Raw genomic sequence first — 25,153 nt, forward strand, 5'->3', positions numbered from 1 at the left:
TGTTTCGAGTGATGAGATTACTGTGGGCTTCTCGTTACAAGGCTTTTAGAAACGGTATCCGACTAAGAAGCTGATGTTGGCTTTATCCTCTATAGACAGTTCGCCTGCACTGCCAACATCTAGTTTGTCATTTTTGCCGATAGTACCGTGCAGGTTAAGATTGAGGCCGTTTTTGAATTCATATCCAGCACCTAAAAATGGCAGCACTTTACGGTTGCTAAAAGAACCGATCTCACTTGCAACATGGTCGAACTTAAGACTATTAACGGTGACACCTGCTTTAAGGCTAAGCCCCATGTCAAAGCGATAACCTGAATAGAATGAGAAATTATTGCGTTCTACGGTGCCTAGAGCTATTGCGTTTTTTGATGTTAAATCGGCTACGTTTGAGTTTTGCTCAGCGTGTAGCTGAGTACCCAGTAGAATGTTTGCATAATCAACTTCAAACGCTACCGTAGGTGCATTGCGGTCATACCCTGCCAAAATGTTAAAATTAACGTCGTCCATACCTGCGGCGATAGTAGAGGAAGAAGCCACGATTAGTGCAGATGCGAGTAGTTTTTTCATTATCTTTACGATTCCAAAATTGTCAAAAATACAGTTAGAAAATACCAACTGACGAAATCGCATCCCTGCGTGGAAATCCATAAGATTGGATGACTGACTCTCCTGATTTAGAGCCTCGGAGAGACAGCCTATGTCACGGTGAGTGACAGGAGATATCGTAAAGATGATGAGTTTAGTAGCCTAATGTAGCAGTGTTAGAAAAGCGTTGGAAAAGAGAGGTGGGTAGTTGTGTTTGCAGATACAAAAAAGGCTTCGATTACTCGAAGCCTTTTAGAAATTCTTTAACTGTCGCTATTATTGAGGAATAACGTTAACAGCTTGAGGACCTTTTTGGCCTTGCTCAACACCAAAAGAAACCGCTTGGCCTTCTTTTAGAGTTTTGAAACCTTCGCCAGAGATAGCGCGGAAGTGAACGAATACGTCTGGACCGTTCTCTTGAGCGATGAAGCCGTAGCCTTTCTCTTCGTTAAACCATTTTACTGTGCCAGTATTTGTGTTAGACATGTTATGTCCCTTACTTTTAAGATTAAAATTTGCCTTTCGGCGATCTCGCTTTGTGTTTCCGTTTATTTAATCAAGCCGTAAATGGGAAAAACGAATGACAAATACCCGCAAGGGAAATTATCTGACAATACTTCTCGTACTCTTTTACTCTTACTTTAAATAACTCTGAACACCAGAGCGCAAGCAGTGTAACACACCTAGCAAAGGATTAAATGAATTTCTTATGAATTAGTTACAAAAAGAGCAAGCCATTCGTGACTTGCTCTTTTGAGATGATGATTAGCGTTTAAACGTAACGTTTTCAGAGGACTCGAGGTGGATTTGAGTCTCGGCTGGCTTCGTTTGAGCGATGACAGAACCGTTACGAATAGAGTAGCTGACGGGTACTTGGCGTCGAACGGCATCAAAGCCATTTTCCGCTGGCAGCAATAGCAAGCTACCTGCTTTGCCCACGTCCAAACCGTGCTTGTTTTGGATATTCAGCGCTTTAGCTGAATTAGTACTGATCAAGTCAAGTGACTGATTGATTTGATCGTAGCCCATCACCTGACATACATGTAGCCCCATGTGCAAGACTTGAAGCATGTTGGCAGTACCCAATGGGTACCAAGGATCAAAAACATCATCATGACCAAAACAGACGTTGATGTTTGCAGCCAACATTTCTTTTACTCGTGTTACACCGCGACGCTTAGGGTAATCGTCGAAACGACCTTGTAAGTGAATGTTAACCAGCGGGTTTGCGACAAAGCTAATGCCTGACATCTTCAGTAGACGGAACAAGCGAGATGCGTACGCGCCGTTATAAGAACCCATTGCGGTGGTGTGACTTGCTGTCACTTTGTCGCCCATTTCATATTTATGAGCGAGCGCCGCAAGAGTTTCCACAAAGCGAGATTGTTCATCATCAATTTCATCGCAGTGAACGTCAATCAAGCGGTCGTATTTACGCGCCAATTCAAAGACGTAATGAAGTGATTCAACGCCGTACTCGCGAGTAAATTCGAAATGTGGAATCGCACCGATAACATCCGCACCAAGCTGTACCGCTTCTTCAAGGAGCTCTTTGCCATTCGGGTAAGACAAAATACCTTCCTGCGGAAAAGCAACGATCTGGATATCAACCCACTGCTTCATTTCTTCACGAACTTCCACCATCGCTTTAAGCGCGGTTAGTGTTGGGTCAGACACATCAACGTGAGTACGAACGTGCTGAATACCGTTGGCAATCTGCCACTTTAAAGTTTGTTTGGCACGCTGCTTAACGTCTTCAATAGACAGGAGTGCTTTGCGTTCTGCCCAACGTTCAATCCCTTCAAACAAGGTTCCCGAGATGTTCCAACTAGGCTCTCCGGCAGTTTGAGTCGTATCTAAATGAATGTGAGGTTCACAAAATGGCGCTGTCGCCAGATGACCGGTCGCGTCAATGTGTTTGTCCGCAGTCAGCGTTTTTGAGCCAGCAGGTTCAATCGCCTTGAAAACGCCGTCTTCAATCAAAAGGTCATAAAGACCTTCTTTCATATTGATTGAAGCATTTTGAATGAGCAAAGATGACATAACACCAAATTCCTAATTATTAAGCGTCTGCTTGTTTAAGTTGCGCCGCTTTCTTGTTGATAAGGCGGTCTAATATGACGTAGCTGATGGCACCGCCAAGTACAGCATTAACTGGTACTACACCTGGTAGAAAATTACCTGCTGCTACGCCAAGACCTACTGCAATGATACCTGCCCAGTTCACAGTTTGGAATTTCGCAGTTTCAAAATTTGCGTAACGTTTTCTGTTTGTAATGAAATCCGCGATGATTACGCCGCCGATAGGTGGGATAGCAAGCGATAGGAAGGTTAACCAACCAACAAAATTGTTATAGAGCCAAAGGGCACATAGTGTGCCAACCAGACCATTCGCCATAGACAGATACTTACTTGGCAAGCCTGTCACGTTCGAGAAGCCAAGACCTGATGCGTAAAGTGCGTTGTCATTAGTCGTCCAAATGTTCAGACCTAGTACGATGATGGCTGGAAGCAATAGACCTTGAGCAATCATCACTTCAGAGATATCGGATTGTCCCGTCACCGATGCGCCTGCTGCACCAAAGATGAACATCAGTGAGTTACCGATAAAGAAAGCTACCATTGTAATGAATACAGCACCTTTTGGATTACGACCGAAACGAACAAAGTCCGCCGTTAGTGTACCAGCGCTTACGAATGAGCCAACGACCATTGCTAGTGCAATTGAGAAATCAAGAGGTTCTGCAGGTTGAATCTTTTGAAGTTCACCAATACCGCCCACGCTGTCGACCGCAGTCAAAACAGAATAACCACCAAGGAGGGCAATAGCAGGAACGGCGATGGCAGACAGTACCATTAACGCAGAAATACCGAAGTAGACCGTTGCCGTCATCAACAAGCCGCTAACAATGATTAGCGTATTGGTATCGATACCTGTTGCTTTCTGTACGGGGATGGCAAACATAGCCACACCGACTCCAAACCAACCTACTTGAGTGCCGCCAAGAAGGACAGAAGGAAGCCAAGAGCCTTTAGAGCCAAAAGAGAAACGAGCTAGGAGGTGAGTAGAGAGGCCAGTGGAAGAGCCGATGTAACCAAGAAAAGAAGTGTAAATACCGAGGATGAGGTTACCAATGAGAACAGCGAGGAAGAAATCATTAAAGGAGAGACCAGTGCCGAGTGAACCACCTGTCCACATACTTGCGGAGAAGAAAGTCAGTCCTAACATCACCATGGTTAATGAAGCGACTCCCTTTCTAGCCGATTGTGGAACCGGACCTAGACTGTAGTTGTTATCCGCAGACATCTCTTACCTCACAATTATCTAAATTTAAATACACCATTTACCAGATTTTAGGCAAACGGCGCGTATTATGGTGATGTAAATGTGAGAGTCAAGAGGCGAATTGTCGTATTTTTACAGCTAGCCAAGTGATATTGATATTTAGCATAATAAAATCATTTGGTTAGGTGTTTTGTTATGACGGTGATTATTTTGTATTTATTTTGTATTGGCAGGTGGCAACCGTTTGCTGAGGCTCTTTAGTGTGCGTTTTTATAAACTTTGTTATCAAATTGGTTCATAACGTCGATAAGTGCAACTTTATGGCTATTGCCCAATGTTCTCAGAAACGCCAAGGTTTTAGAAATGGCGCTAGGCAACGTTTTGCTACTCGCATCAGATTCTCAATTAAGTATATAATGCCCGCGCTTTCATCTGGGGTATGACTATGATTTCCAAAAACCAATTAAAACTTCTTCGTGCATTAAGTCAAAAGAAACAGCGTAAAGCACATGGCTTATTTCTCGTAGAAGGTGAGAAGAACGTGTTAGAGCTATTGGAGACATCCATGGTGATAAAACATGTCTTTGCCACCAGTGAATTTTTAGCAAGCAATCGAGAAGCGTTGCAACGTGTTGAATGTATCGAAGCATCACTTGAGGAACTGACTAAAGCCAGTTCTCTTGTGAGTAACAATGCGGCAGTGGCCGTCGTAGTGATCCCTCAAATGGAAATACCAGCGGCTAAGGGGATGATGATCGCCCTAGATGGGGTCTCTGATCCGGGTAATTTGGGCACCATTATTCGAATCGCCGATTGGTATGGTATCAAACATATCGTGGCCAGTACCGATTGTGCAGATCCGTATAATCCTAAGACCATCCGAGCTACGATGGGCAGCTTTGGGCGTGTTCAAGTAACGCTTTTGGATCTTCCTAGCTACCTAGAGCAAGCGTCACTGCCGGTATATGGAGCGTTCTTAGAAGGCGAAAATGTGCATAAGATGACCTTTTCTCCAGAGGGTATCTTGCTAATGGGTAGTGAGTCTCACGGTGTCCGCCCTGACGCTGCACAGTATGTGACAGATAAAATTACCATTCCAGCATTTGGTGGTGCCGAATCACTGAATGTAGCTATGGCAACGGGGATTATTCTCGATAACTTTCGTCGTCAACATAGTGAAGTTTAACGGCCTTTGCAGAATACGACTAGAACTAAAAAGGGCGCAATATCTTATTGATATTGCGCCCTTTTGGGGTGTTTATGGTGCTATTTTTCAAGCATACCTAACTTGTTTGGCACGCCATTCCATTTCTCTGCTTCATCCATAGCAGGTTTGACTTCGGTGATATTGGGCCAGACTTCTGCTAATTCTGCGTTCAACTCAATAAATACTTGCTGGTCTTCCGTCAGCTCGTCTTCTTGGAAAATCGCTTGAGCGTCACACTCAGGCACACAAAGTCCACAGTCAATGCAGTCGATAGGGCTAATGACCATAAAGTTTGGGCCTTCGTAGAATGCGTCAGCAGGGCACACCGCGACACAATCGGTATATTTGCATTGGATACAGTTATCAGTGACGACAAAAGCCATGGTTATCAACTCTTAATTTGCCAAATTTGTGGAGGGGCGATAATACTCATTCGCCAACAAAATTCAATATTAGAAGCAGGTTATTCATGTATCTAACTCCTGCCTAAAGTGAATTAAGTATGACAGACAAAACAAGTTAACGTAAAATGCGCGCCATTGTGAGCTTATCGGTCCCCAAGTTGACCGATTAGGCTAAGACACCGACTAGGCGAGACCCCTCCATGATACGTTTAACTGAAATTAAACTTCCTCTTGACCACGAAGAAGGCGCAATCTCTGCTGCCATTCTTAAAAAACTCGGCATTTCTGCTGAGCAGATGATGTCATTCAATGTGTTCAAGCGTGGCTATGATGCGCGTAAGAAGACCAAGATTCTCCTTATCTACACTCTAGATGTAGAAGTGCAGAATGAAGCATTACTGCTAGAGAAATTTACCGATGATCCGCACGTCAAAGTCACTCCGGATATGGAGTACAAATTCGTTGCTAAAGCTCCAGTTGATAACACTGAACGTCCAGTCGTTATTGGATTTGGCCCTTGCGGTCTATTTGCTGGCCTTGTGCTGGCACAAATGGGCTTTAATCCGATTATCGTTGAACGTGGTAAGGAAGTTCGTGAACGTACCAAGGATACTTTTGGTTTTTGGCGTAAGCGTACACTGAACCCAGAGTCGAATGTACAGTTTGGTGAAGGTGGTGCGGGGACGTTCTCAGATGGCAAACTCTACAGCCAAGTCAAAGATCCAAAGCACTATGGTCGTAAAGTCATCGAAGAGTTTGTAGCTGCTGGTGCACCAGAAGAAATTCTTTACGTGAGTAAGCCACATATCGGTACGTTTAAACTTGTGACCATGATTGAGAAAATGCGTGCGAAAATCATCGAACTAGGTGGTGAAATTCGATTTAGTACTCGCGTTGATGATATTCACATGGAAGACGGGCAAATCACTGGCTTGACACTGTCAAATGGCGAAGAAATCAAATCACGCCACGTGGTACTAGCCGTAGGTCACAGTGCTCGTGATACGTTTGAAATGCTGCATGAACGTGGTGTTTATATGGAAGCTAAACCTTTCTCTGTGGGTTTCCGTGTTGAACACAGACAATCAGTGATTGATGAAGCGCGTTTTGGTCCTAATGCTGGTAACCCAATCCTTGGCGCGGCTGATTATAAACTGGTGCATCACTGCAAAAATGGTCGTACTGTATATAGTTTCTGTATGTGTCCAGGCGGAACCGTTGTTGCGGCGACTTCTGAAGAAGGCCGCGTAGTGACTAACGGTATGAGCCAATACTCGCGCGCTGAGCGCAACGCTAACAGTGCAATTGTAGTGGGTATTTCACCTGATCAAGACTACCCAGGTGATCCATTAGCAGGTATTCGATTCCAACGTGAATTAGAGAGTAATGCTTATCTGTTAGGTGGTGAAAACTACGATGCACCAGCTCAGAAAATTGGTGACTTCTTAAAAGGTAATGACCCAAGTGCTTTAGGTGAGGTAGAACCGTCATTCACACCAGGCATCAAGCTAACCGATCTCTCTAAAGCTCTACCTGACTTTGCTATTGAGGCAATCAGAGAAGCGATTCCTGCGTTTGATAAAAAGATCAAAGGCTTCGCTGGTGCAGATGGTCTGTTAACCGGAGTTGAAACTCGTACTTCGTCGCCTGTTTGCATCAAACGCGGTAAAGACTATCAAAGTGTTAACCTTAAAGGCTTCTTCCCCGCAGGTGAAGGTGCAGGTTACGCTGGTGGTATTCTGTCGGCAGGTATAGATGGTATTAAGGCAGCAGAAGCCGTTGCTTTGTCTATGGTCGGAAAGCTAGAGAACTAAATCGCACCTTTTCGTTAATTCACAAAGGCCATTAACAGTTGTGTTAGTGGCCTTTTTTATTGCGATAGGGATAATTTAGAACTGATAAGTCAAGGTAGCCATTGGACCATAGAAGCGAAACTTTGCATCAAGATCGGTGACTTGCATCCCGTAGTTGACGTTTATTTCATAGTAGCTGTACGAGGCTGCCAGTCCGAGATCTTCATTGAACTTGTATTCGACACCAAGCCCTAAGTCCAGTAACAACCCGGAAATGTCTTCAATACTTACTGCAAATACTTGTGCGTGACCAAGAAAATGCCATTCATCCGTTAAGCGATAGTCCGCAATCAATCCGATATTAGGCAACGGGGCGGTAAGGTCAGTAAACTCCTCTTCTTTAATGGGAATGACGTCACTATCATCGTTAACTCTATAGCCAAGTTCGCCACCAAATCCTACTTTGAAATTCATCACATGAAGACCAATGGTCGTTTTCCAGTCCCAATCTTCGCCATCGTAAAATGTATACGAATAGCCTAAACGGATGATGTCGATATTAAGGGTAGAGTTTATGCGAGCCCCAGCTTGCACCTCGTAATCGGAGTCAGGAATTTGAAAAGACTTTGTTACGTATTCATTAGTTGAAGTTCGATGAAGGCTGCGCCAATCAAGAAAAATTCCATGGCGATTGTTGAAGTCGTAACCGATCAAAAAGTAGGGCAAAGTAGTACGTTCTTTTAAGCTAAGATCTGATTCAAAATCTAAATCATAGTTATTACCCGTATTGGGGTTGGTCACTCCAATGGAAGTATCAGCCTGAGAGAAGAAAGCGCCAACCGCTACTTTAAAATCACCAGCATATGCAGACCCGGATGTGATAGAAGCGCACATCAATGCAAGGCTGTGATGACGAATATCCATTTCTATCACCTTTCACAGTATGTATAGGCCCAATATATCAGACTGTTAATTAGATGTTTAGTGCGTCATTTAAGTGAAAACTTGAAAGTGGCGAATGAGGGCAAGAAAGGCAACACCCATAGGGGAAGGTGCTACCTTAGAGGTTAGATTAATTCAGTTTGTTCCAAGCTGATGTCCAGTGGCTACCGACGCCAGGTTCAAACTGGGTTGCTGTTGGTGACCATTGAACACAGTAACCGGAGTTCGGGAATGGTTTGCACTGATAAATGTGACCATCTTTAGCGAGGACTTTAGTGCCTTCTGTGTACTGTGACAGACCATCAGGGAAAACGAAGTCATAGTCGCCGGGGACGGTTTGTTCTACCAACATAAAGTCCTGCGTCGTTTGGTCGACAAGATTGCCTTTATCGTCTCTTACGCGTGTCACTAACATATGGTGGCCAGCTTCAGATTTAGAGAGCGTTAGGGTTACATTCTGGTTTTCACCATCCGCTAAGCTAAGTTCCTGACTCGCTAGAGATTCTTGTGCGTGGTTGTAAACATTCATGCTTACGTCCACGCTACCTGTAGCTGCGACGTTCAGTGCAAGTTCAATTGGTGTTTCACCGATTTGATACTCTGGATCCAGTCCCGTTACGTCTGCACCGATTGAAGGTGGAGGTGTCACAATATCATAGCCAATTTCAACGCGATCTAAGCCGCTATTATCTGCCACATACACGGTGTTGCTACCATAAACTGGTGAGATATTGCCGTTACTATCTTGCTGTCCAGCTTTGATATCAGTGTGTTCATGATTGATTTGTGTCGCGAGAGCGTGAGACCACTGATTTGCCTGTCCTTGTTGCTCTGAAGTAATGGTAATACTGGTAGAAAGGTTTGGTAGCTCACCGTTAGAATCAAAGACGCGAGTGAAAACGGAGTCGCCAACCTTCAAATCCATCGTTGGATTGATTGTACCTGCTTGAGACCAGCCTGGGATGCCAGGATTATCACCATTAAACTGTACGTCAATAACATTATAGAAAGCAGCGGCAGTATCACCCACATCCCACACCGCTAGTACGATTTGATAGCCTTCCCGTTCAGGGACATTACACTGGTGGCTCATTAATTTTGGTGGCTTCTGCATATTGCCTTCTACCACACAAAATGGATTCAGATCGAACGAATCTCTCGTTAAGGCTTGGTTCGGATTCCAGGTCGGCTTGGTAATGTAATACTTCCAATCTTTAGTGACGTGATTGGCTGTAAATGTCCACTCAAAAGTCTGCATACCTGATTGAATAGGGCGCTTTACCCAACGGTCAGACGTCTGCTCGTTAAGAGGAGAAAACTGCGTTAGGCCTGCACTTGCGATTTGGCCGTCAGGAGGACCAGCTTGAGGAAAGCCCTCAGGACCTTCAACACTTTGGGGTTCCCACTGGACGGAGCCACAATTTACGTTCTTTTCTCCAGTGTCGGCTGGATACTTACATAACGTTGCACGAGCTTCTGCAACACCGCTTTCAACCGCTGAAACGTATCCGTGGCTGTATGCTAACGGGCTAGCAACTAAACCAAGTGTCGCCATTGAAAGCAAGACTCTTGTCTGTTTCATACCAATACCTTCTCTTAATCAGTTTCTAATGCGTATTAACACGCAAGTGGAAGTCTTTATTCTTATGGTCACTCGCATCCGGCAAGTGATAGAAAGTAATTTAGAGTGGAAAAATAAGTGTGGCGAATGGTTTGCCTTATTTATGGAATCAAACTCAATAAATCGGCGAGGTTGGCATTAAAATGACATATTCTAGATGATTATTCTAAAATACTGGTCTAGCGTTGGTTTTAATGTTGATTTTATCAATGAGTGAGAATGTTAATTCTGCCTGATTAGAGACTCAATCAGGCAGAACTCGTTATGGTACGTTGTGGTCTTTTACGGCCTACAGCAGCGATTCAATACCGAAGTCTTGCCCATAATGCTCAACAACAAAATCGATATCTTTGTCGCCTCTACCAGATAGGTTGAGAAGAATAGACCCCTTTTCCTCCTCTTTTGCCAATTTCAGTGCGTACGCAACGGCGTGGGCCGATTCAATGGCTGGAATAATGCCTTCCAAACGGGATAGCTCAAAAAAAGCATCAATGGCTTCTTTGTCATTAATATAGCCGTAACTCACGCGACCAGTATCTTTGAGGTAGGCGTGTTGAGGCCCCACCGATGGATAGTCGAGACCACTTGCCACTGAGTATACTTCTTGAGGCTCGCCTTCTCCGTCTTTTAGCATGTATGATTTGAACCCGTGCATAACGCCAGGCTCACCAAGTGTTAGCGTCGCAGCATGTTCACCTTCGGTATGCAAATCGCGCCCTGATGGTTCGACCCCGTGGATTTTAACCTCTTCATCATTCAAAAACGCGCTAAACAGACCCATTGCATTAGAGCCTCCACCAACACATGCTACGAGATTATTGGGCAGTTCACCTGTCATTTCTTGGAACTGAACGCGGGCTTCGTTACCGATAATCGATTGGAAGTCTCGTACCATTGCAGGAAATGGGTGAGGGCCGACAACCGAGCCAATGGCGTATAACTGAGTATGCGGGTCCGCTAAGTAGGCTTCAAATGCAGCATCTACCGCTTCCTTCAACGTTTTTCTACCGTGAGTTGCAGGAATAACATTAGCACCTAGAATTCGCATTCTCACCACATTTGGGTGCTCTTTTGCGATATCGACTTCGCCCATATAGATATCACACTCTAGACCCACTAAAGCCGCCGCTGTGGCAAGGGCGACGCCGTGCTGTCCAGCCCCAGTTTCCGCGATGAGCTTTTTCTTACCAAGCTTTTTTGCAAGCAGTGCTTCGCCCAAACAGTGATTAATTTTGTGTGCACCAGTGTGGTTTAAATCTTCCCGTTTGAGATAAATAGGTGCGCCGTATTTTTCAGAAAGATTTTGAGCGTGGAAGATTGGACTAGGGCGTCCTACAAAGTGTTTATATAGGCGAGCAAGCTCGGCTCTGAAATCTGGATCTTGGCGGCATGAGTCGTAAGCTGCGCTGATTTCATCCATGATTTCTTGTAGCTGAGGAGGGATAAAACTACCGCCGTATTCGCCAAAATAGCCCTCAGCGTTGGGCATAGGGTGGTTAAACGTATTTTCCATGTCTTTTGTGCCTCGTTGTTCTTTTCTTAAGCACATTTGTTATAACGCAATTTGATGCATGTACACATAGGCTCATTTTAAACTTGTGACTGCCAACATGTCGTCCGGTTATTTAATTGGTAAATATTTGCGTACAACAAAAAAGAGCCAGCAGTATGCTAGCTCTTTTAAAATCTATAAAATCAGAGGCTTGGAAGTATATTCTCAGGCATGAGTGCGTTATGAAGTGCGAGCTTGATAATCTCATTTGCCTTAGCGATATCCGGAGCGAAGTAGCGGTCCTTATCGTAGAACGGCACCGCTTCACGCAGGATTTGTTTACCTTGCTCTACTCGTGGCGAGGACTTCAGTGGTGCTCTGAAGTCCAACCCTTGAGCCGCCGCTAGATATTCCACGGCCAAGATACCGCGCGTATTTTCTGACATATCTTTTAAGCGACGAGCCGCAAAAGTTGCCATAGAAACGTGGTCTTCTTGGTTAGCCGAAGTTGGCAAGCTGTCAACTGAGGCCGGGTGAGCAAGGGTTTTATTTTCGCTTGCTAACGCGGCTGAAGTCACTTGCGCAATCATAAAACCTGAGTTAACACCGCCGTTGTCGACGAGGAAAGGCGGTAACTTACTCAGGGCACTATCAATGAGCAATGCCATTCGACGCTCTGAGAGGCTGCCAATTTCTGCAATCGCTAGCGCTAAGCCATCTGCCGCCATAGCGACGGGTTCAGCATGGAAATTACCGCCGGAAATAATATCGCCGTCATCAGCAAACACTAATGGGTTGTCAGAGACAGAATTTGCTTCCACTTGGAGCGATTCTGCTGCGTTGCGAATCTGTTGTAGACATGCCCCCATCACCTGAGGCTGACAACGCAGCGAATACGGATCTTGTACCTTCTCGCATGCTTGGTGAGAATCACCCACTTCACTACTGCCTTCCAATAGGTGGCGATAGGCTAGAGCTGCATCCATTTGTGCGCGATGTCCCCTTACTCGATGAATGCGCGGGTCAAATGGACGTCGACTACCCAGTGCGGCTTCGACCGACATTGCGCCGCATAGCGTTGCTGATGCGAACAGGTCTTCCGCTAAGAACAGACCTTCTAAAGCAAACGCCGTCGAGGCTTGCGTGCCATTTAGTAGTGCTAACCCTTCCTTTGGTGCTAGCGTGATTGGTTCAAGACCGGCAATTTGCAAAGCTTCTAGACCACTAATGATTTTCCCGTTATGTCTCGCTTCACCTTCACCGAGTAAGATTGTGCTCATGTGAGCGAGTGGGGCTAAGTCACCTGATGCACCAACAGAACCTTTTTGAGGAACGCATGGGTAAACTTGAGAATTAACCAGTTCAATCAACGCTTGAATGACTTTAAGTCGAATACCTGAATAGCCGCGCGCAAGACTATTGATCTTTAGCACCATCATTAGACGAACGGTTTCATCACTCATTAGCTCACCAATACCGGCGGCGTGTGACAACACGATACTCTTTTGCAGGATCTCGAGATCTTCTGGCTCAATGCGTGTATTAGCTAACAATCCAAAGCCAGTATTGATGCCGTAGACCGTACGATCTTCGGCGATAACTTGCTCTACAATTCGAGTGCTTGCATCAATGTCTTCAACCGCTGAAGGATGCAAAGATAAGCTCACAGGAGAACGGCTGAGTTGGCGTAGTTGCGCTAACGTTAGCTGACCTGGCTCAAGAACTAATTTCAACATGGTGTGCTCCTTAAGCTCGATTATCATCATTTTGATTCAGCATTGGCAGGTCTAGGCCCTGTTCTTTGGCACATTGTTTAGCGATGTCGTACCCAGCATCGGCATGGCGCATTACGCCAGTTGCAGGGTCATTGTGTAAAACGCGTGCAATACGTCGAGCAGCATCATCGCTACCATCACAGCAAATGACCATTCCACTGTGTTGTGAGAAGCCCATTCCTACACCGCCGCCGTGGTGCAGAGATACCCAAGTAGCACCACCTGAGGTGTTGAGTAAGGCGTTCAATAATGGCCAATCGGACACCGCATCTGAGCCGTCCATCATACCTTCGGTTTCGCGGTTCGGGCTGGCTACTGAACCTGAATCAAGATGATCACGACCAATAACCACAGGTGCTTTTAGTTCGCCATTCTTAACCATTTCATTGAAAGCCTGACCCAAACGCTCACGATCTTTCAGGCCTACCCAGCAGATACGAGCAGGTAAACCTTGGAACTGAATACGCTCACGCGCCATATCGAGCCAGTTATGCAGATGTGGATTATCAGGAATCAGCTCTTTGACTTTTTGGTCTGTTTTATAGATGTCTTCCGGATCACCAGAGAGTGCAGCCCAACGGAAAGGTCCTATACCTTCACAGAAAAGTGGACGGATATACGCAGGAACAAAACCTGGGAAATCAAACGCGTTGTCTACCCCTTCTTCCAACGCCATTTGACGAATGTTATTACCGTAGTCAGTTGCTACCGAGCCGCGTTGTTGCATAGTTAGAATGGCTTCAACTTGCACTGCCATCGAGGCTTTGGCCGCTTTCACCACGCCGGTTGGATCGCTTTCACGTTGCTGTTTAGCGTGTTCCATGGTCCAGCCTTGCGGTAAGTAACCGTTAAGAGGATCGTGTGCTGAGGTTTGATCGGTGACAACATCTGGCGTGATGTTTTTCTCTACCAATTCTGCATAGATATCAGCGGCATTTCCTAGTAGACCAACTGAGATTGGTTTGTCGCTATTCTTAATGATGGACAATGCTTCATCGAGGCTATGCGCTTTGGTATCGACATAACGAGTATTTAGACGATAATCGATACGAGATTCGTCACACTCTACAGCAATCATTGAAAAGCCAGCCATAGTCGCTGCGAGTGGTTGAGCGCCGCCCATACCGCCAAGGCCACCTGTTAGAATCCACTTGCCATTGGCATCGCCATTAAAATGTTGCTTGACAATCGCCACAAAGGTTTCATACGTGCCTTGAACGATGCCTTGAGAACCAATGTAAATCCACGAACCTGCCGTCATTTGGCCGTACATCATTAGGCCCTGCTTATCCAGCTCGTTGAAGTGCTCCCAATTGGCCCAATGTGGGACTAAGTTGGAATTGGCAATTAATACGCGTGGAGCGTCTTTATGTGTCGGGAAAACGCCGACGGGTTTGCCTGATTGGACTAAAAGTGTTTGGTCGTCATCAAGACGTTTTAGGACTTCGACGATCTTGTCATAACACTCCCAATTGCGCGCCGCTCGGCCGATACCGCCGTAAACCACTAATGATTGAGGATGCTCAGCAACTTCGTCATCAAGATTGTTCATCAGCATGCGCAGTGGTGCTTCTGTCAGCCATGATTTGGCATTTAGCTCAGTACCATGTGGTGCCTTGATTTTGCGAGTTGCATCTAGACGAGCATTATTACTATCAGTCATCTTGTTTTCCTTTTGAATGGTGGACGCCAGGTTGGTTCGTTATGCGGCGTCGCACTGTGTTTCACGTAATTGGTTGTTAATTGCTATTTTTTGGCTATTTTTGCTGCTTGGACATTGCCGTCAGCATTTGCCAACAGAGCCTAGCGGCGAGTTTGGCGGTGCGATTGTCAATGTCATAGGTAGGGTTATATTCAGCGATATCCGCCATCAGCAACTTATTGTTGTGCTGTAATATCGCCTCAAAAAATGGATAGAAGTGTTCAATGGATAGACCAATAGCAGCGGGAGCACTGACTCCCGGAGCAAGTGCTGCATTGAACACATCTAGATCGATTGTGAGATAGAGGTAGTCGACGCTGGCAATAAACTGTTCAAGTTCCTTAAGCATTGGTGTGTGGGGGTTAAGCAGCAGCTCTGTGTCTTCGATATAGCGAACATTCAAGCGCTGTGCTTTATCAAATAAGGCTAGTGTATTGGAAGTTGAACTGATGCCGATACAAAGGTATTCGAAAGCGAGTTGCTCTGATTGGCAGTGGTCAGCAATTTGCGAGAATGGTGTTCCAGAGCTCGGCTTTAAGGGCACGGTTTCAGATTGATACTCTCGAAGATCGAAATGAGCGTCGAAATTGATGATACCGATTCTAGGAGTGGGTTCGCTTTGGCGTAGATAGTTTGATAGCCCTAAGAAAGATGACCAAGCGATTTCATGTCCACCGCCGAGCACAACGACAGGTCCATGAGAGAGGGCATTGGTAATGATTTTGGCCGTTGTACTTTGATTTTGTTCCAAAGATGTGTTTTGTGAGCCTGAATTGCCTAGGTCTAAAATCTTAGTTTCTGAGTGCCAAGCCAAATTGCTTAAGGCACCACGGATAGCATCAGGTGCCGTTTTAGCGCCAACTCTGCCTTTGTTTCTAGACACGCCCTCATCGGTTTCAAAACCTAGAAGTTGAGCACCACAAGTGTCTGACATTAGCTCATGAATCTGTGTAATGACGTGATGAACTCTGAGACGCTTCTCGCCATCTTCTAGGTCGTCACGGCCAGACCAAGTAAAACTGTGCTGAGTATTGATTGTTTTAGGCGACATGTTCGATACTCCCAGCAAAGATACGTTGTTTAAGTCCTTTCAATCCATACTGATAGCTAAGCTCGCTCGGATGGTCGATATCCCAAATGGCTAAATTGGCTTTAAATCCTTTGCGGATTTGTCCAATGGTGTCTTTCTGACCAATTGCTGCCGCAGCATGGCATGTCACACCACGAAGCGCTTCTTCTGGCGTTAGACGGAATAAGGTACAAGCCATATTCATCATTAACTGTAAGTCTGCAAATGGAGAGGTTCCGGGATTAATGTCGCTACCGATTGCCATTGGCACGTTAAACTCACGCAGCCATTCAATGGGTGGCAGCTGTGTTTCTCTTAAGAAGTAAAATGCCCCGGGCAAAAGTGTTGCTACGGTCCCTGAAGTGGCAAGAGCTTCTACGCCCGCTTGGTCCAGATACTCGATATGGTCGACCGACTGCGCTTTGTATTGAGCGGCAAGTACACTGCCGCCAAGATTACTGAGCTGCTCGGTGTGCCCTTTGACAGCAAGACCATGCGCTTTAGCTGCGGCAAAAACACGTTCAGTTTGCTCTAGAGTAAATCCTATGGATTCACAAAAGACGTCTACGGAATCTGCCAAGTTGTGTTTTGCGATGTGAGGGATGATGTCGTTTACCACATAGTTTATGTACTCGTCCGCTCTATCCTGATATTCAGGGGGGACAGTATGTGCTGCGAGTAACGTCGTGGTAATACTGACGCGTCTATGGTTTTCTAACGACTTGGCGGCCACCAACATCTTCGCTTCATCTTCTAGCGTCAATCCGTAACCTGACTTCACTTCGATAGTTGTACAGCCACTTTTAATCAAACTGTCCAATCTTGGTAGGGCAAGTTCAATTAGCTCGTCCACAGAGGCGGCACGAGTCGATGCAACCGTACTGTTAATACCGCCACCGCGCTGAGCGATAGCTTGGTACGATTCGCCGTTTAAACGTGCTTCGAATTCTTGTGCTCGACTCCCGGCAAAAACCAAATGTGTATGGGGATCAATTAATCCGGGCGTCACAATACCGCCAGCGCAATCGAGTACTGGACAATCTGACCACTCTTTTGGCGTATTGCCGTAGAGTGTGGATAGGTCTCCACCCATAGCGACGATTAACCCACTACGAATAAGCAGGTAACAAGGCTCCGTAGGAGTGTATCCAGTTGAGCCTTCTTCCATAGTAACAAGTCGGGCATTTTTAAGAATTAAGTGCATGTTTAATCCAAAGCTTTATTGTATATACAATTATTTAGTCTAATATATACAATTGATCAATAGTGCATCGTACAAAATGTGATCTAAGCGTCTAAGATTTGAGGTTTTAGTAGACGATTAAATAGAAGGATCAGGTTAGGTGATTTTAAACCTTAACGGCGGTAACTCTGTGGCTTAACTGACTGATATACATGATCTTAAAAAGAAGTAGGCCACTATACGGTGACCTACTGAAGTGAGTATAATTTGCCAGATATAGGTAAGATTAGAAGTTAAACTTAACTCCAAGGTTGGCAGACTTGGTATTGTAGACGGCGATGTTGTGAATTTCGTAGCTGGCTTGAATCGCAAAGTGTTCCGTGATGTCGTAGCCAAGACCGAGTCCGTATACGGATGCAGTGTCGGAGACTGATGAACCGTTGACCGAAACGTTAGTTTCAACTTCTGAATTAATTTTGTGGAAACCTAGCTTTGCTAGCGCGTAAAGACGATCGCCCATATAAATTTTGGGGATGACATTGATTCCGTATGAGGTCATCGACAAGGTGTAATAATCGTTGAGGAAAGACTCTTTGGTTGAACCAAGATTCTTATATTCTAGCTCTGTACCAAGTACAAAAAAGCTACCCAAAGCAAAATCATAGCCGCCATTCGCTGAGTAGCCATTTGTCACTTCGTTACTGCTTACAAACGCTGCGTCGTAACTCATTTTTGAATAAGAGGCACCAACGTAGAAGCCTTCGTTGGCTAAAGGTGCCGTAGAAAAAGCGGCGATGGCTAAAGAAAGTGCTAAGACTGTTTTTTTCATTCTGATTTCTCACTGGTTTGTGTGGTTATTATACGAGAAATCCTAACATTGGAACTTAGGTATTGGGGTAAGCCAACGTAAGCTAACTCTTTGTATTAGAGTTAGTTAGCTTACAAATTAGTGAGTTGTTTAGTTTGTTTAATTCGAGAGTATTACACGTGACTAAAGGGTGACTTTCGAGCTCAGCTGATAGCGGCTACCGGGATGGTAGAGCAGGGCTGTACTGATAAGGCGGTCGTCACTCCAAGTTCTTCTGTGGAGCAATAAACAAGGCTCCTTTGTCGTCATTTTGAGTCTCTGACCTATTTCATCATTACAAATAATGGCTTCGACGGTATGTTCAACTGCAGTCATTGGGCAGTTTAGCGTCAAGTACTCGTTTGGAGTGACTTTCGAGAAATCTTGTTTGTAATAGTCAGGTGCAAACTTTGCGTTTACCCAACGACATTCCAACTGAATAGGAAGGTCGTTTTCTTTGTGTAAGATCTCACTGTAGTAAACCGAGCTCCCCAACATAACGCCTAGCTTGGTGGCGATATTCTGGTCGGCTTTGGTTGCGAGGTGTTTAATGACATCGCACGAATAAGTTTTACCGCGAGAAGCGACTTCTTTGGCGATGTTCCGTGTATCAAGTAGAGGACTCTCAGCCTTTTCATTCTGCTTTTTTACGAACGTACCAAGCCTTGGTCGTCGCTCTAATTTTCCTTCACCCACCAGATCCCTAATGGCTTTATTAACGGTCATTCGACTGACAGAAAACTGTTCGGTGAGCTCCATTTCGGTTGAGATACGCTGTCCAACAGGCCAGTGCCCTTGGTCTATTTTCTGTTCGATGTATTGTTTGATTTGAATATACAGGGGCTCAGCGGACATTAACGACTCGTCACTCGATAAATTGAATATACAAATGGTTGTCGAAATTGAATTAAAATGCAAGGAGTGAGATGAATTCCTATCAAATTTGTGGGCTGGGTGCGCAACTACGATAACAACTTAAACCTCGATCCTTGCCTCAACTTTGAAAAATACTCCTCTAAATCATAAGTCTGTCACTATAAATCCGTTAAAATGCACAGTTCTTAGTGTTGAATTTACCTGTCAGTCAAGGAAGGGCAATGAAAGCGGTATTTGTTGGAGATGACTCTTTTTTCCCATCGAAGATCTTGTGCGTAGGCCGTAACTACGTCGAACACATCAATGAATTAGGGAATGAGATCCCTGAAGATATGGTGGTGTTCAACAAACCAAACTCTAGTATCGCATCAGAGCTCTATTCTTACCTTGATGAGCCTCTTCATTACGAGGCAGAAATTTGCTTCCTTATCCGCAACCGACAACTCTACGCAGTGGGCTTTGGATTAGATCTTACCAAACGAAGCTTACAGTCTAAGTTGAAACAGAAGGGTCTGCCTTGGGAAAGAGCTAAAGCGTTTGATAACTCCGCCAAATTTAGCCGTTTCATTCCATTATCAGATATGGATGTCTGTGAGCTTGAGGTGGAGTTGTTTATCAACAGTATGCGAATGCAACTAGGTGGCACCAAACAAATGTTGTATAAACCAGCTGTGATTTTGCAAGAACTGGCTTCTTACACTGAATTGCAAGATGGAGATATTGTGATGACCGGGACGCCCCAAGGGGTTGGTGAGATAGTCGCTGGAGATAGGTTTCTCGGTCGTATTAAATACGCGGGAAAAGCCATTGTTGAAGTTGAATGGTTGGCGATATAACCCTTAATAAAAAAGAGCCTTCAACGCTGAAATGCGGTGAAGGCTTTATCTTTTAAAGTCGTTGAACCACTATAAATCTATGGTCACTGTTTCACCATCTACAACAAGTGTTAGTTCATTATCGCGGACGCTATGCGACACCTGAACTTGTTCCCCGCTATTCTTGTTAGGGACAAGTAACGTAAGAATTTCGTGTTGTTTTGATGCAGAAAATTCTACTTCTACATGACGGTGGATCTCAAGATCTTGGAACTCGTAAGGGTCCACATCGCCAAAGCCTTCGACGTTGGTCACTGACGTAATTTGGTCCGCGCTTTGATTGATAAAGCTCACATCTAGATGTGCTTTGTCACCGTGGATAGCAAATGACTTTTGAGCTGTCTCGGTATTAAACGTGGTATGCATTAGCCAAGTGAGATCTTTCTCTTCGCCAAAGCTCGCTTTGTCTTGGATGACAAAGAGCTTGCCTTTCACGAACCAAATCTTACGTTTGTAGGATTCGATATCTGGTGTAAAGAACTTGTAGGATTCGGTTGCATCGCCTTCTACAAATTTGACGTCAGAGTCTGTGTCATAGTCTGTGATTTGACCGCCTGCTTCGATACAGAAGCGGTCTTGGTGGCCTTCAAATTTAGTGTTTTTGTTCTCTCCGTACTGCCCTTTGCCATTAAACAGGGGCAAGTTCTTAGAAAAAGTATGACGACGCCACTTCGTATGCATATCGACGCCAAAGCCACCATAGTAGCCGGTGATAGACGCTAATGTTTCACCAAAGGCATGCAGAGTAAACGCATTTTGGTCGCCGTGTGAATGGCTGATTGAACCAAATGGTGAACATTTAAAGACCATATGGATATGGTTATCACGCTCTGTCATCTTGTTGTGGAAAGCTGCCCAGCCTGTGATAGGGAACACTTTCAACAACGGATCGTTTGACGGCGCTTTTTCTTCAGGCGCATCCCAAAGAATATTAAAACGGAGATCGTCATAGCCAAAGTCCCACCAACCAAAGTTATAGAACTTGGTATGTGCTTCAGTATCACGGCCTTTCAGCTGGTTGTAATACCAAACGTATTCAGGCTTTTGATTTACTCCAGCATAATGCTTGATGTTATAGGCAAGTTTTAACCCAGGGAAGTCACCGATAGAAGATTGGTCGCAGAAGCTGGCTCGTTTCGAGTGAACTGGCATGCAATAAAGTGGGAAGTCTCCTGTGTTTTCGTAGAATGTTTTATTGAACATATCTACACCACAGTATGCTTTTAACAGATCGAAGGCTTCACCTAGGAAGGCTGTTTGAGTATTCCAATAATCTGGACCTTCTGCCCAGCCACCATCTTCACCACCCCATGGCGGATAATGGACGGCATAGTATTCCAACGCATACGCAATATATTCACCAGCTTTAGGATGGTCGTGATAGAGAGCAATACACGTCGGGATAATAGCGGAAGAAATAGATCGAACGCCGTGACTGTTCAATGGGTTATTTAATAGGTCAACGGTGACCTTTAAGTGATGCATAATTTCGTCTAAACGAGTCACTAATGCCTCACGCACTATTGTACGTTCTTCTTCAGTAAAGTGACCATGTAACCAGTCATAGCCCCAAGCCATTGCTGCGATGACGCGGAAGGCTGCTTCGTCGTTGTAGCCGCGAGATGTTACACCGTCTGGATCATAGGACGCGAGTTGGAGCGTCCAAGCTTTAGCTTTGCCAATAAGCTTTTTATCGTCTTTGACAATGCCTGCGATCGCAAGATTACGTGTCGCATTAAGCGCCATCTGGCAATCAACGTACATTTGACGCCAATAAGGTCGCCAGAGAGAGGCTTTGCCAACCGTTTCTTCTGGGTAAGGCTGAGGTTCTGGATAAGGTTCAGTATTGAAAAATTTGGCCGTCGAGTTATTCATGAAGTCATCGAACATGCAGTGAGATTCATCTTTTTTAACTCTTGATTTAAATTCGGCTAGTTCATTGGCTTGGATGAGTAGGCGAGGACGAGCCTCAGCAAGGTTATCTAGGAAGGACAGGTCAAAGTCTCGCTTCTGAACTTCAATAGGTAGTAGGTCAACCAAGTTACCAGCAGAAGTGTCGTTTTCAAGCTTCATGGCCTTGATTGCATCGAATGATTTGTCGTTACTCATACCAACTCTCTTGTATATACGAAGTATGTCTAAAGGGAATAGAAATAATATGCCATATTGTCATACAATAATAAAATACTTCTACGAGTGGTTCATGGTTTTTTACGTATTTTGTGACCAATGACAGAATCCACGTCTTCCGTTGTTCTAGAGATATCAGTTTTCCAGTTTGTCAAAATTTAAACGGTAATCGATAAGCCACCATCACAAAAAGTGACCTTTTATTTTTATCCTTGCGAATCTCTAATTCTCTAACTAGCATTTAGTTAACAAAAATATAACAAATTGTTTTGTGTTGTATTTTATTGATACCGGACTCAATAAGTAAGTGGTTATCTTGTGTATGACTGTTTACTTGTGCAGTTTGGCTTTATTTTTGAAACTCATTTTCGAGTTGATAAAACCTAGTTGGTCTTCGTTAGACGTCGTCGAATCACAGTTAGTTGGGTTTTGATTGCGGGCTTTACCATCCTGAATTGTTTGATCACTCTTCAGATGTGCTTGGTATAAGTCATAGGGGAACCACGTTAGGACAAACGTGGCTAGGCAAAGGAGAAATCTTTTGAAGAGATTGCTGACCATTCGCTTATGGATTGGTGTGGCTGCTGCGCTAATCAGCCAACCTCTCATCGCCGAGTCGAGCGGCTATAACTTGACTAAAGGCGTTACTAATATCAGTAACCAAGTTTATGACTTGCATATGCTGATTTTCTACATCTGTTGTGCCATTGCGTTTGTTGTATTCGGAGTGATGTTCTACTCCATTTTCAAACACAGAAAATCTCGCGGCGCCGTTGCCGCTAACTTCCACGAAAGCACTAAAGTCGAAATTGTTTGGACGGTTATTCCGATTATCATATTGATTGCGATGGCGATTCCCGCAACCAAAACTTTGGTGGCAATGGAAGATACATCTCAATCGGATATCACTATCAAAATTACGGGCTCGCAGTGGAAATGGCACTACGAGTACTTTGGTGAAGATGTTAATTTCTTCTCCTTGTTGGCTACATCGCAAACGCAAATAGATGGTATTGAAGAAAAAGGTGCTCATTACTTGCTTGAAGTAGACAATCCACTCGTTGTACCTATCAATCAAAAAATCCGCTTCTTAATGACATCCGATGACGTAATTCATTCTTGGTGGGTGCCGGATTTTGCCGTCAAGAAAGACACAATCCCAGGGTTTATTAATGAGGCATGGACAAGGATTGACGAGCCAGGTGTTTATCGAGGTCAATGTGCCGAGCTGTGTGGCAAAGCTCATGGTTTTATGCCGATCGTTGTTCAAGCCATGGAACAGAGTGATTACGATGCATGGTTAGCAGGGAAGAAACAAGAAATGGCCTTGGCAGCCGCGGAAGCAGCAAAGTCTCTTGACGCGACACTTCCACTTGATGAACTGATGACAATTGGTGAAGAAGTGTATGCGGGCCGTTGTGCTGTCTGCCATCAAGCAAACGGTGAAGGTATCACGGGGGCTTTTCCTGCCATTGCGGGGAGTGCAGTTGCGACGACCGGAGAGGTGTCGACTCACATCAGCAAAATTGTTGATGGGGTAAATGGAACAGCCATGCAGTCGTTTGCTAACCAATTGACAGACAAAGAAATAGCAGCAGTAGTGACGTACCAGCGAAACGCTTGGGGTAATGATACGGGAGATGCAGTACAAGCCTCTGATATCAATGCGTTCAAAACGCAAGATGGGGAGCAAACCAGCTCCAAGGAGTTATGATGAAAACGGATCCTATGGAAACAGTTAAATCGTCAACGGCGACGGATGCAGAGATGAGTCGTGCAGAAAGCACGGCCATCATTGAAGACGATCATCATCATGATCACGCCCCTTCTGGCTGGGCAAGATGGGTATATTCCACTAACCATAAAGATATCGGGACACTATATCTGTGGTTTAGTTTTGCTATGTTTCTTACTGGCGGTGCGATGGCAATGGTCATTCGTGCAGAGCTATTCCAACCGGGCTTACAGCTTGTAGAGCCAAATTTCTTTAACCAGATGACCACAGTTCACGGCTTAGTGATGGTATTTGGTGCAGTAATGCCTGCATTTACTGGGTTGGCTAACTGGATGATCCCTATGATGATCGGTGCGCCAGATATGGCATTACCGCGCATGAATAACTTAAGCTTTTGGATTCTACCGTTTGCCTTCTTGATTCTATTGTCATCCCTCTTCATGCCCGGTGGCGGACCTGATTTTGGTTGGACATTCTATGCACCACTTTCTACAACCTATGGTCCCGATAGTACGGCATTGTTTGTTTTCTCGGTACATATCATGGGGATTAGCTCCATCATGGGGGCAATAAATGTCATTGTTACCATTTTCAATATGCGCGCCCCTGGGATGACGTTGATGAAAATGCCACTCTTTGTTTGGACTTGGTTGATTACAGCCTTCCTGCTTATTGCGGTGATGCCAGTGTTAGCGGGTGCTGTGACAATGGTGTTAACAGACAAGTATTTTGGAACCAGTTTCTTTGATGCAGCGGGTGGCGGCGACCCTGTGATGTTCCAACATATCTTCTGGTTCTTTGGCCACCCAGAAGTGTACATCATGATTTTGCCTTCTTTCGGCATCGTCTCTGCAATCGTACCAGCGTTTAGTGGTAAGAAGCTGTTTGGCTACCATTCTATGGTTTATGCGACGTGCAGTATCGCACTGTTGTCTTTCTTGGTTTGGGCGCACCATATGTTTACCACAGGGATGCCAGTGTTCGCAGAGCTGTTCTTCATGTACTGCACTATGCTGATTGCTGTGCCAACGGGTGTGAAAGTATTTAATTGGGTAGCAACTATGTGGCGCGGTGCGTTAACGTTCGAAACGCCCATGCTGTTTGCCATCGCCTTCATTGTCTTGTTTACCATCGGTGGTTTTTCTGGGTTGATGTTAGCTATCGTGCCGGCGGACTTCCAGTATCACGATACCTATTTTGTCGTGGCTCACTTCCACTATGTATTGGTCTCCGGTGCTGTGTTCTCAATTATGGCAGCTGCTTATTACTGGCTGCCCAAGTGGACAGGACATATGTACGACCACAAACTTAGCCTGTGGCATTTTTGGTGCTCGGTTATTTCGGTCAATGTGCTGTTTTTCCCGATGCACTTCTTAGGATTAGCGGGTATGCCAAGGCGTATTCCTGACTATGCAATTCAATTTGCGGATGTAAACCAGATTGTCTCAATCGGCGGTTTTGCCTTTGGTCTGTCGCAGTTGATTTTCTTATGGCTAGTAATCAAGTGTATTAAAGGTGGAGAAAAGGCCGAAGCCAAACCTTGGGACAGAGCGGAAGGGCTAGAATGGACAGTCCCAAGTCCAGCACCGCATCACACCTTTAGTACTCCACCCAAAGTGGATTAGAGAGGT

Annotated in this window: 20 protein-coding genes; 5 read left to right on the top strand and 15 right to left on the bottom strand. The window is 45.0% G+C overall.

Going from position 1 to position 25,153, the window contains the following annotated elements:
* Nucleotides 1–45: 45 nt before the first annotated feature.
* From HW45_RS08655 to codB, 4 genes are all read right to left on the bottom strand, one after another.
* A complete protein-coding gene (locus tag HW45_RS08655; protein WP_152559654.1) occupies nt 46–567 on the bottom strand; it encodes a hypothetical protein in 522 nt (173 codons plus the stop codon).
* 294 nt (nt 568–861) lie between these two features.
* The gene (locus tag HW45_RS08660; RefSeq protein ID WP_006069145.1) at nt 862–1,071 is read right to left on the bottom strand and encodes a cold-shock protein; all 210 of its coding nucleotides are present in this window, start codon (nt 1,069–1,071) and stop codon (nt 862–864) included.
* Nucleotides 1,072–1,350: 279 nt separating this feature from the next.
* Nucleotides 1,351–2,628, bottom strand: coding sequence for a cytosine deaminase (locus HW45_RS08665; RefSeq protein WP_038226362.1), 1,278 nt, complete (start codon nt 2,626–2,628; stop codon nt 1,351–1,353).
* A 19-nt stretch (nt 2,629–2,647) separates the two neighbouring features.
* Nucleotides 2,648–3,892 (bottom strand): cytosine permease, encoded by a 1,245-nt coding sequence (gene codB, locus HW45_RS08670; protein ID WP_038226363.1) that lies wholly within the window; start codon nt 3,890–3,892, stop codon nt 2,648–2,650.
* 424 nt (nt 3,893–4,316) lie between these two features.
* On the opposite strand from codB, the gene HW45_RS08675 reads away from it, so the two are divergent.
* A complete protein-coding gene (locus HW45_RS08675) occupies nt 4,317–5,057 on the top strand; it encodes an RNA methyltransferase (protein WP_038226364.1) in 741 nt (246 codons plus the stop codon).
* A gap of 80 nt (nt 5,058–5,137) precedes the next feature.
* On the opposite strand, the gene fdxA is transcribed toward HW45_RS08675, so the two are convergent.
* Nucleotides 5,138–5,461 (bottom strand): ferredoxin FdxA, encoded by a 324-nt coding sequence (gene fdxA, locus HW45_RS08680; RefSeq protein ID WP_006069141.1) that lies wholly within the window; start codon nt 5,459–5,461, stop codon nt 5,138–5,140.
* A gap of 221 nt (nt 5,462–5,682) precedes the next feature.
* Between fdxA and HW45_RS08685 the strand changes: the two genes are divergently transcribed.
* Nucleotides 5,683–7,296, top strand: a complete 1,614-nt coding sequence (locus HW45_RS08685; RefSeq protein WP_038226365.1) for an NAD(P)/FAD-dependent oxidoreductase — start codon at nt 5,683–5,685, stop codon at nt 7,294–7,296.
* Nucleotides 7,297–7,371: 75 nt separating this feature from the next.
* Here HW45_RS08685 and HW45_RS08690 read toward each other — a convergent pair whose 3' ends face one another.
* From HW45_RS08690 to hutC, 9 genes are all read right to left on the bottom strand, one after another.
* The gene (locus HW45_RS08690; RefSeq protein WP_051867927.1) at nt 7,372–8,199 is read right to left on the bottom strand and encodes a DUF481 domain-containing protein; all 828 of its coding nucleotides are present in this window, start codon (nt 8,197–8,199) and stop codon (nt 7,372–7,374) included.
* Nucleotides 8,200–8,347: 148 nt separating this feature from the next.
* Nucleotides 8,348–9,799, bottom strand: a complete 1,452-nt coding sequence (gene gbpA / locus HW45_RS08695; RefSeq protein ID WP_038226367.1) for an N-acetylglucosamine-binding protein GbpA — start codon at nt 9,797–9,799, stop codon at nt 8,348–8,350.
* Between the two features lie 328 nt (nt 9,800–10,127).
* On the bottom strand, nt 10,128–11,327 hold the full coding sequence (gene trpB / locus HW45_RS08700; protein WP_443083036.1) for a tryptophan synthase subunit beta: 1,200 nt from the start codon (nt 11,325–11,327) through the stop codon (nt 10,128–10,130).
* A gap of 206 nt (nt 11,328–11,533) precedes the next feature.
* Nucleotides 11,534–13,066 (bottom strand): histidine ammonia-lyase, encoded by a 1,533-nt coding sequence (hutH, locus tag HW45_RS08705; RefSeq protein WP_038226375.1) that lies wholly within the window; start codon nt 13,064–13,066, stop codon nt 11,534–11,536.
* A gap of 10 nt (nt 13,067–13,076) precedes the next feature.
* Entirely contained in the window at nt 13,077–14,768 is a 1,692-nt protein-coding gene (hutU, locus tag HW45_RS08710; protein ID WP_038226376.1) for a urocanate hydratase, read from the bottom strand.
* Between the two features lie 94 nt (nt 14,769–14,862).
* Complete coding sequence (hutG, locus tag HW45_RS08715) at nt 14,863–15,858, bottom strand: formimidoylglutamase (protein ID WP_038226377.1); 996 nt, start codon at nt 15,856–15,858, stop codon at nt 14,863–14,865.
* Nucleotides 15,848–17,080, bottom strand: a complete 1,233-nt coding sequence (gene hutI / locus HW45_RS08720; RefSeq protein WP_038226379.1) for an imidazolonepropionase — start codon at nt 17,078–17,080, stop codon at nt 15,848–15,850. The genes hutG and hutI overlap by 11 nt, the downstream gene beginning before the upstream one ends.
* A gap of 265 nt (nt 17,081–17,345) precedes the next feature.
* On the bottom strand, nt 17,346–17,888 hold the full coding sequence (locus tag HW45_RS08725) for a porin family protein (protein WP_031497153.1): 543 nt from the start codon (nt 17,886–17,888) through the stop codon (nt 17,346–17,348).
* A gap of 162 nt (nt 17,889–18,050) precedes the next feature.
* Complete coding sequence (gene hutC / locus HW45_RS08730; protein ID WP_038226381.1) at nt 18,051–18,761, bottom strand: histidine utilization repressor; 711 nt, start codon at nt 18,759–18,761, stop codon at nt 18,051–18,053.
* A gap of 242 nt (nt 18,762–19,003) precedes the next feature.
* On the opposite strand from hutC, the gene HW45_RS08735 reads away from it, so the two are divergent.
* Nucleotides 19,004–19,618, top strand: coding sequence for a fumarylacetoacetate hydrolase family protein (locus tag HW45_RS08735; RefSeq protein WP_038226382.1), 615 nt, complete (start codon nt 19,004–19,006; stop codon nt 19,616–19,618).
* A 69-nt stretch (nt 19,619–19,687) separates the two neighbouring features.
* On the opposite strand, the gene HW45_RS08740 is transcribed toward HW45_RS08735, so the two are convergent.
* A complete protein-coding gene (locus tag HW45_RS08740) occupies nt 19,688–21,766 on the bottom strand; it encodes a DUF4962 domain-containing protein (RefSeq protein ID WP_038226383.1) in 2,079 nt (692 codons plus the stop codon).
* Nucleotides 21,767–22,328: 562 nt separating this feature from the next.
* On the opposite strand from HW45_RS08740, the gene coxB reads away from it, so the two are divergent.
* A complete protein-coding gene (gene coxB / locus HW45_RS08745) occupies nt 22,329–23,501 on the top strand; it encodes a cytochrome c oxidase subunit II (RefSeq protein ID WP_038226385.1) in 1,173 nt (390 codons plus the stop codon).
* A 14-nt stretch (nt 23,502–23,515) separates the two neighbouring features.
* Nucleotides 23,516–25,147, top strand: coding sequence for a cytochrome c oxidase subunit I (gene ctaD / locus HW45_RS08750; RefSeq protein WP_370736759.1), 1,632 nt, complete (start codon nt 23,516–23,518; stop codon nt 25,145–25,147).
* Nucleotides 25,148–25,153 lie beyond the last annotated feature (6 nt).

It is taken from the genome of Vibrio sp. ER1A, assembly GCF_000733315.1.
GTDB classification, from domain to species: Bacteria; Pseudomonadota; Gammaproteobacteria; order Enterobacterales; family Vibrionaceae; genus Vibrio; species Vibrio mediterranei.

Excerpts from the sequence above, each read along its gene's own strand:
- HW45_RS08660 (WP_006069145.1), bottom strand. The coding sequence starts at position 1,071 with ATGTCTAACACAAATACTGGCACAGTAAAATGGTTTAACGAAGAGAAA.
- trpB (WP_443083036.1), bottom strand. The coding sequence starts at position 11,327 with ATGCCCAACGCTGAGGGCTATTTTGGCGAATACGGCGGTAGTTTTATC.
- HW45_RS08665 (WP_038226362.1), bottom strand. The coding sequence starts at position 2,628 with ATGTCATCTTTGCTCATTCAAAATGCTTCAATCAATATGAAAGAAGGT.
- hutI (WP_038226379.1), bottom strand. The coding sequence starts at position 17,080 with ATGCACTTAATTCTTAAAAATGCCCGACTTGTTACTATGGAAGAAGGC.
- hutG (WP_038226377.1), bottom strand. The coding sequence starts at position 15,858 with ATGTCGCCTAAAACAATCAATACTCAGCACAGTTTTACTTGGTCTGGC.
- hutC (WP_038226381.1), bottom strand. The coding sequence starts at position 18,761 with ATGTCCGCTGAGCCCCTGTATATTCAAATCAAACAATACATCGAACAG.
- fdxA (WP_006069141.1), bottom strand. The coding sequence starts at position 5,461 with ATGGCTTTTGTCGTCACTGATAACTGTATCCAATGCAAATATACCGAT.
- HW45_RS08740 (WP_038226383.1), bottom strand. The coding sequence starts at position 21,766 with ATGAGTAACGACAAATCATTCGATGCAATCAAGGCCATGAAGCTTGAA.
- HW45_RS08725 (WP_031497153.1), bottom strand. The coding sequence starts at position 17,888 with ATGAAAAAAACAGTCTTAGCACTTTCTTTAGCCATCGCCGCTTTTTCT.
- ctaD (WP_370736759.1), top strand. The coding sequence starts at position 23,516 with ATGGAAACAGTTAAATCGTCAACGGCGACGGATGCAGAGATGAGTCGT.
- hutU (WP_038226376.1), bottom strand. The coding sequence starts at position 14,768 with ATGACTGATAGTAATAATGCTCGTCTAGATGCAACTCGCAAAATCAAG.
- HW45_RS08690 (WP_051867927.1), bottom strand. The coding sequence starts at position 8,199 with ATGGATATTCGTCATCACAGCCTTGCATTGATGTGCGCTTCTATCACA.
- HW45_RS08655 (WP_152559654.1), bottom strand. The coding sequence starts at position 567 with ATGAAAAAACTACTCGCATCTGCACTAATCGTGGCTTCTTCCTCTACT.
- codB (WP_038226363.1), bottom strand. The coding sequence starts at position 3,892 with ATGTCTGCGGATAACAACTACAGTCTAGGTCCGGTTCCACAATCGGCT.
- gbpA (WP_038226367.1), bottom strand. The coding sequence starts at position 9,799 with ATGAAACAGACAAGAGTCTTGCTTTCAATGGCGACACTTGGTTTAGTT.
- hutH (WP_038226375.1), bottom strand. The coding sequence starts at position 13,066 with ATGTTGAAATTAGTTCTTGAGCCAGGTCAGCTAACGTTAGCGCAACTA.
- HW45_RS08675 (WP_038226364.1), top strand. The coding sequence starts at position 4,317 with ATGATTTCCAAAAACCAATTAAAACTTCTTCGTGCATTAAGTCAAAAG.
- HW45_RS08685 (WP_038226365.1), top strand. The coding sequence starts at position 5,683 with ATGATACGTTTAACTGAAATTAAACTTCCTCTTGACCACGAAGAAGGC.
- HW45_RS08735 (WP_038226382.1), top strand. The coding sequence starts at position 19,004 with ATGAAAGCGGTATTTGTTGGAGATGACTCTTTTTTCCCATCGAAGATC.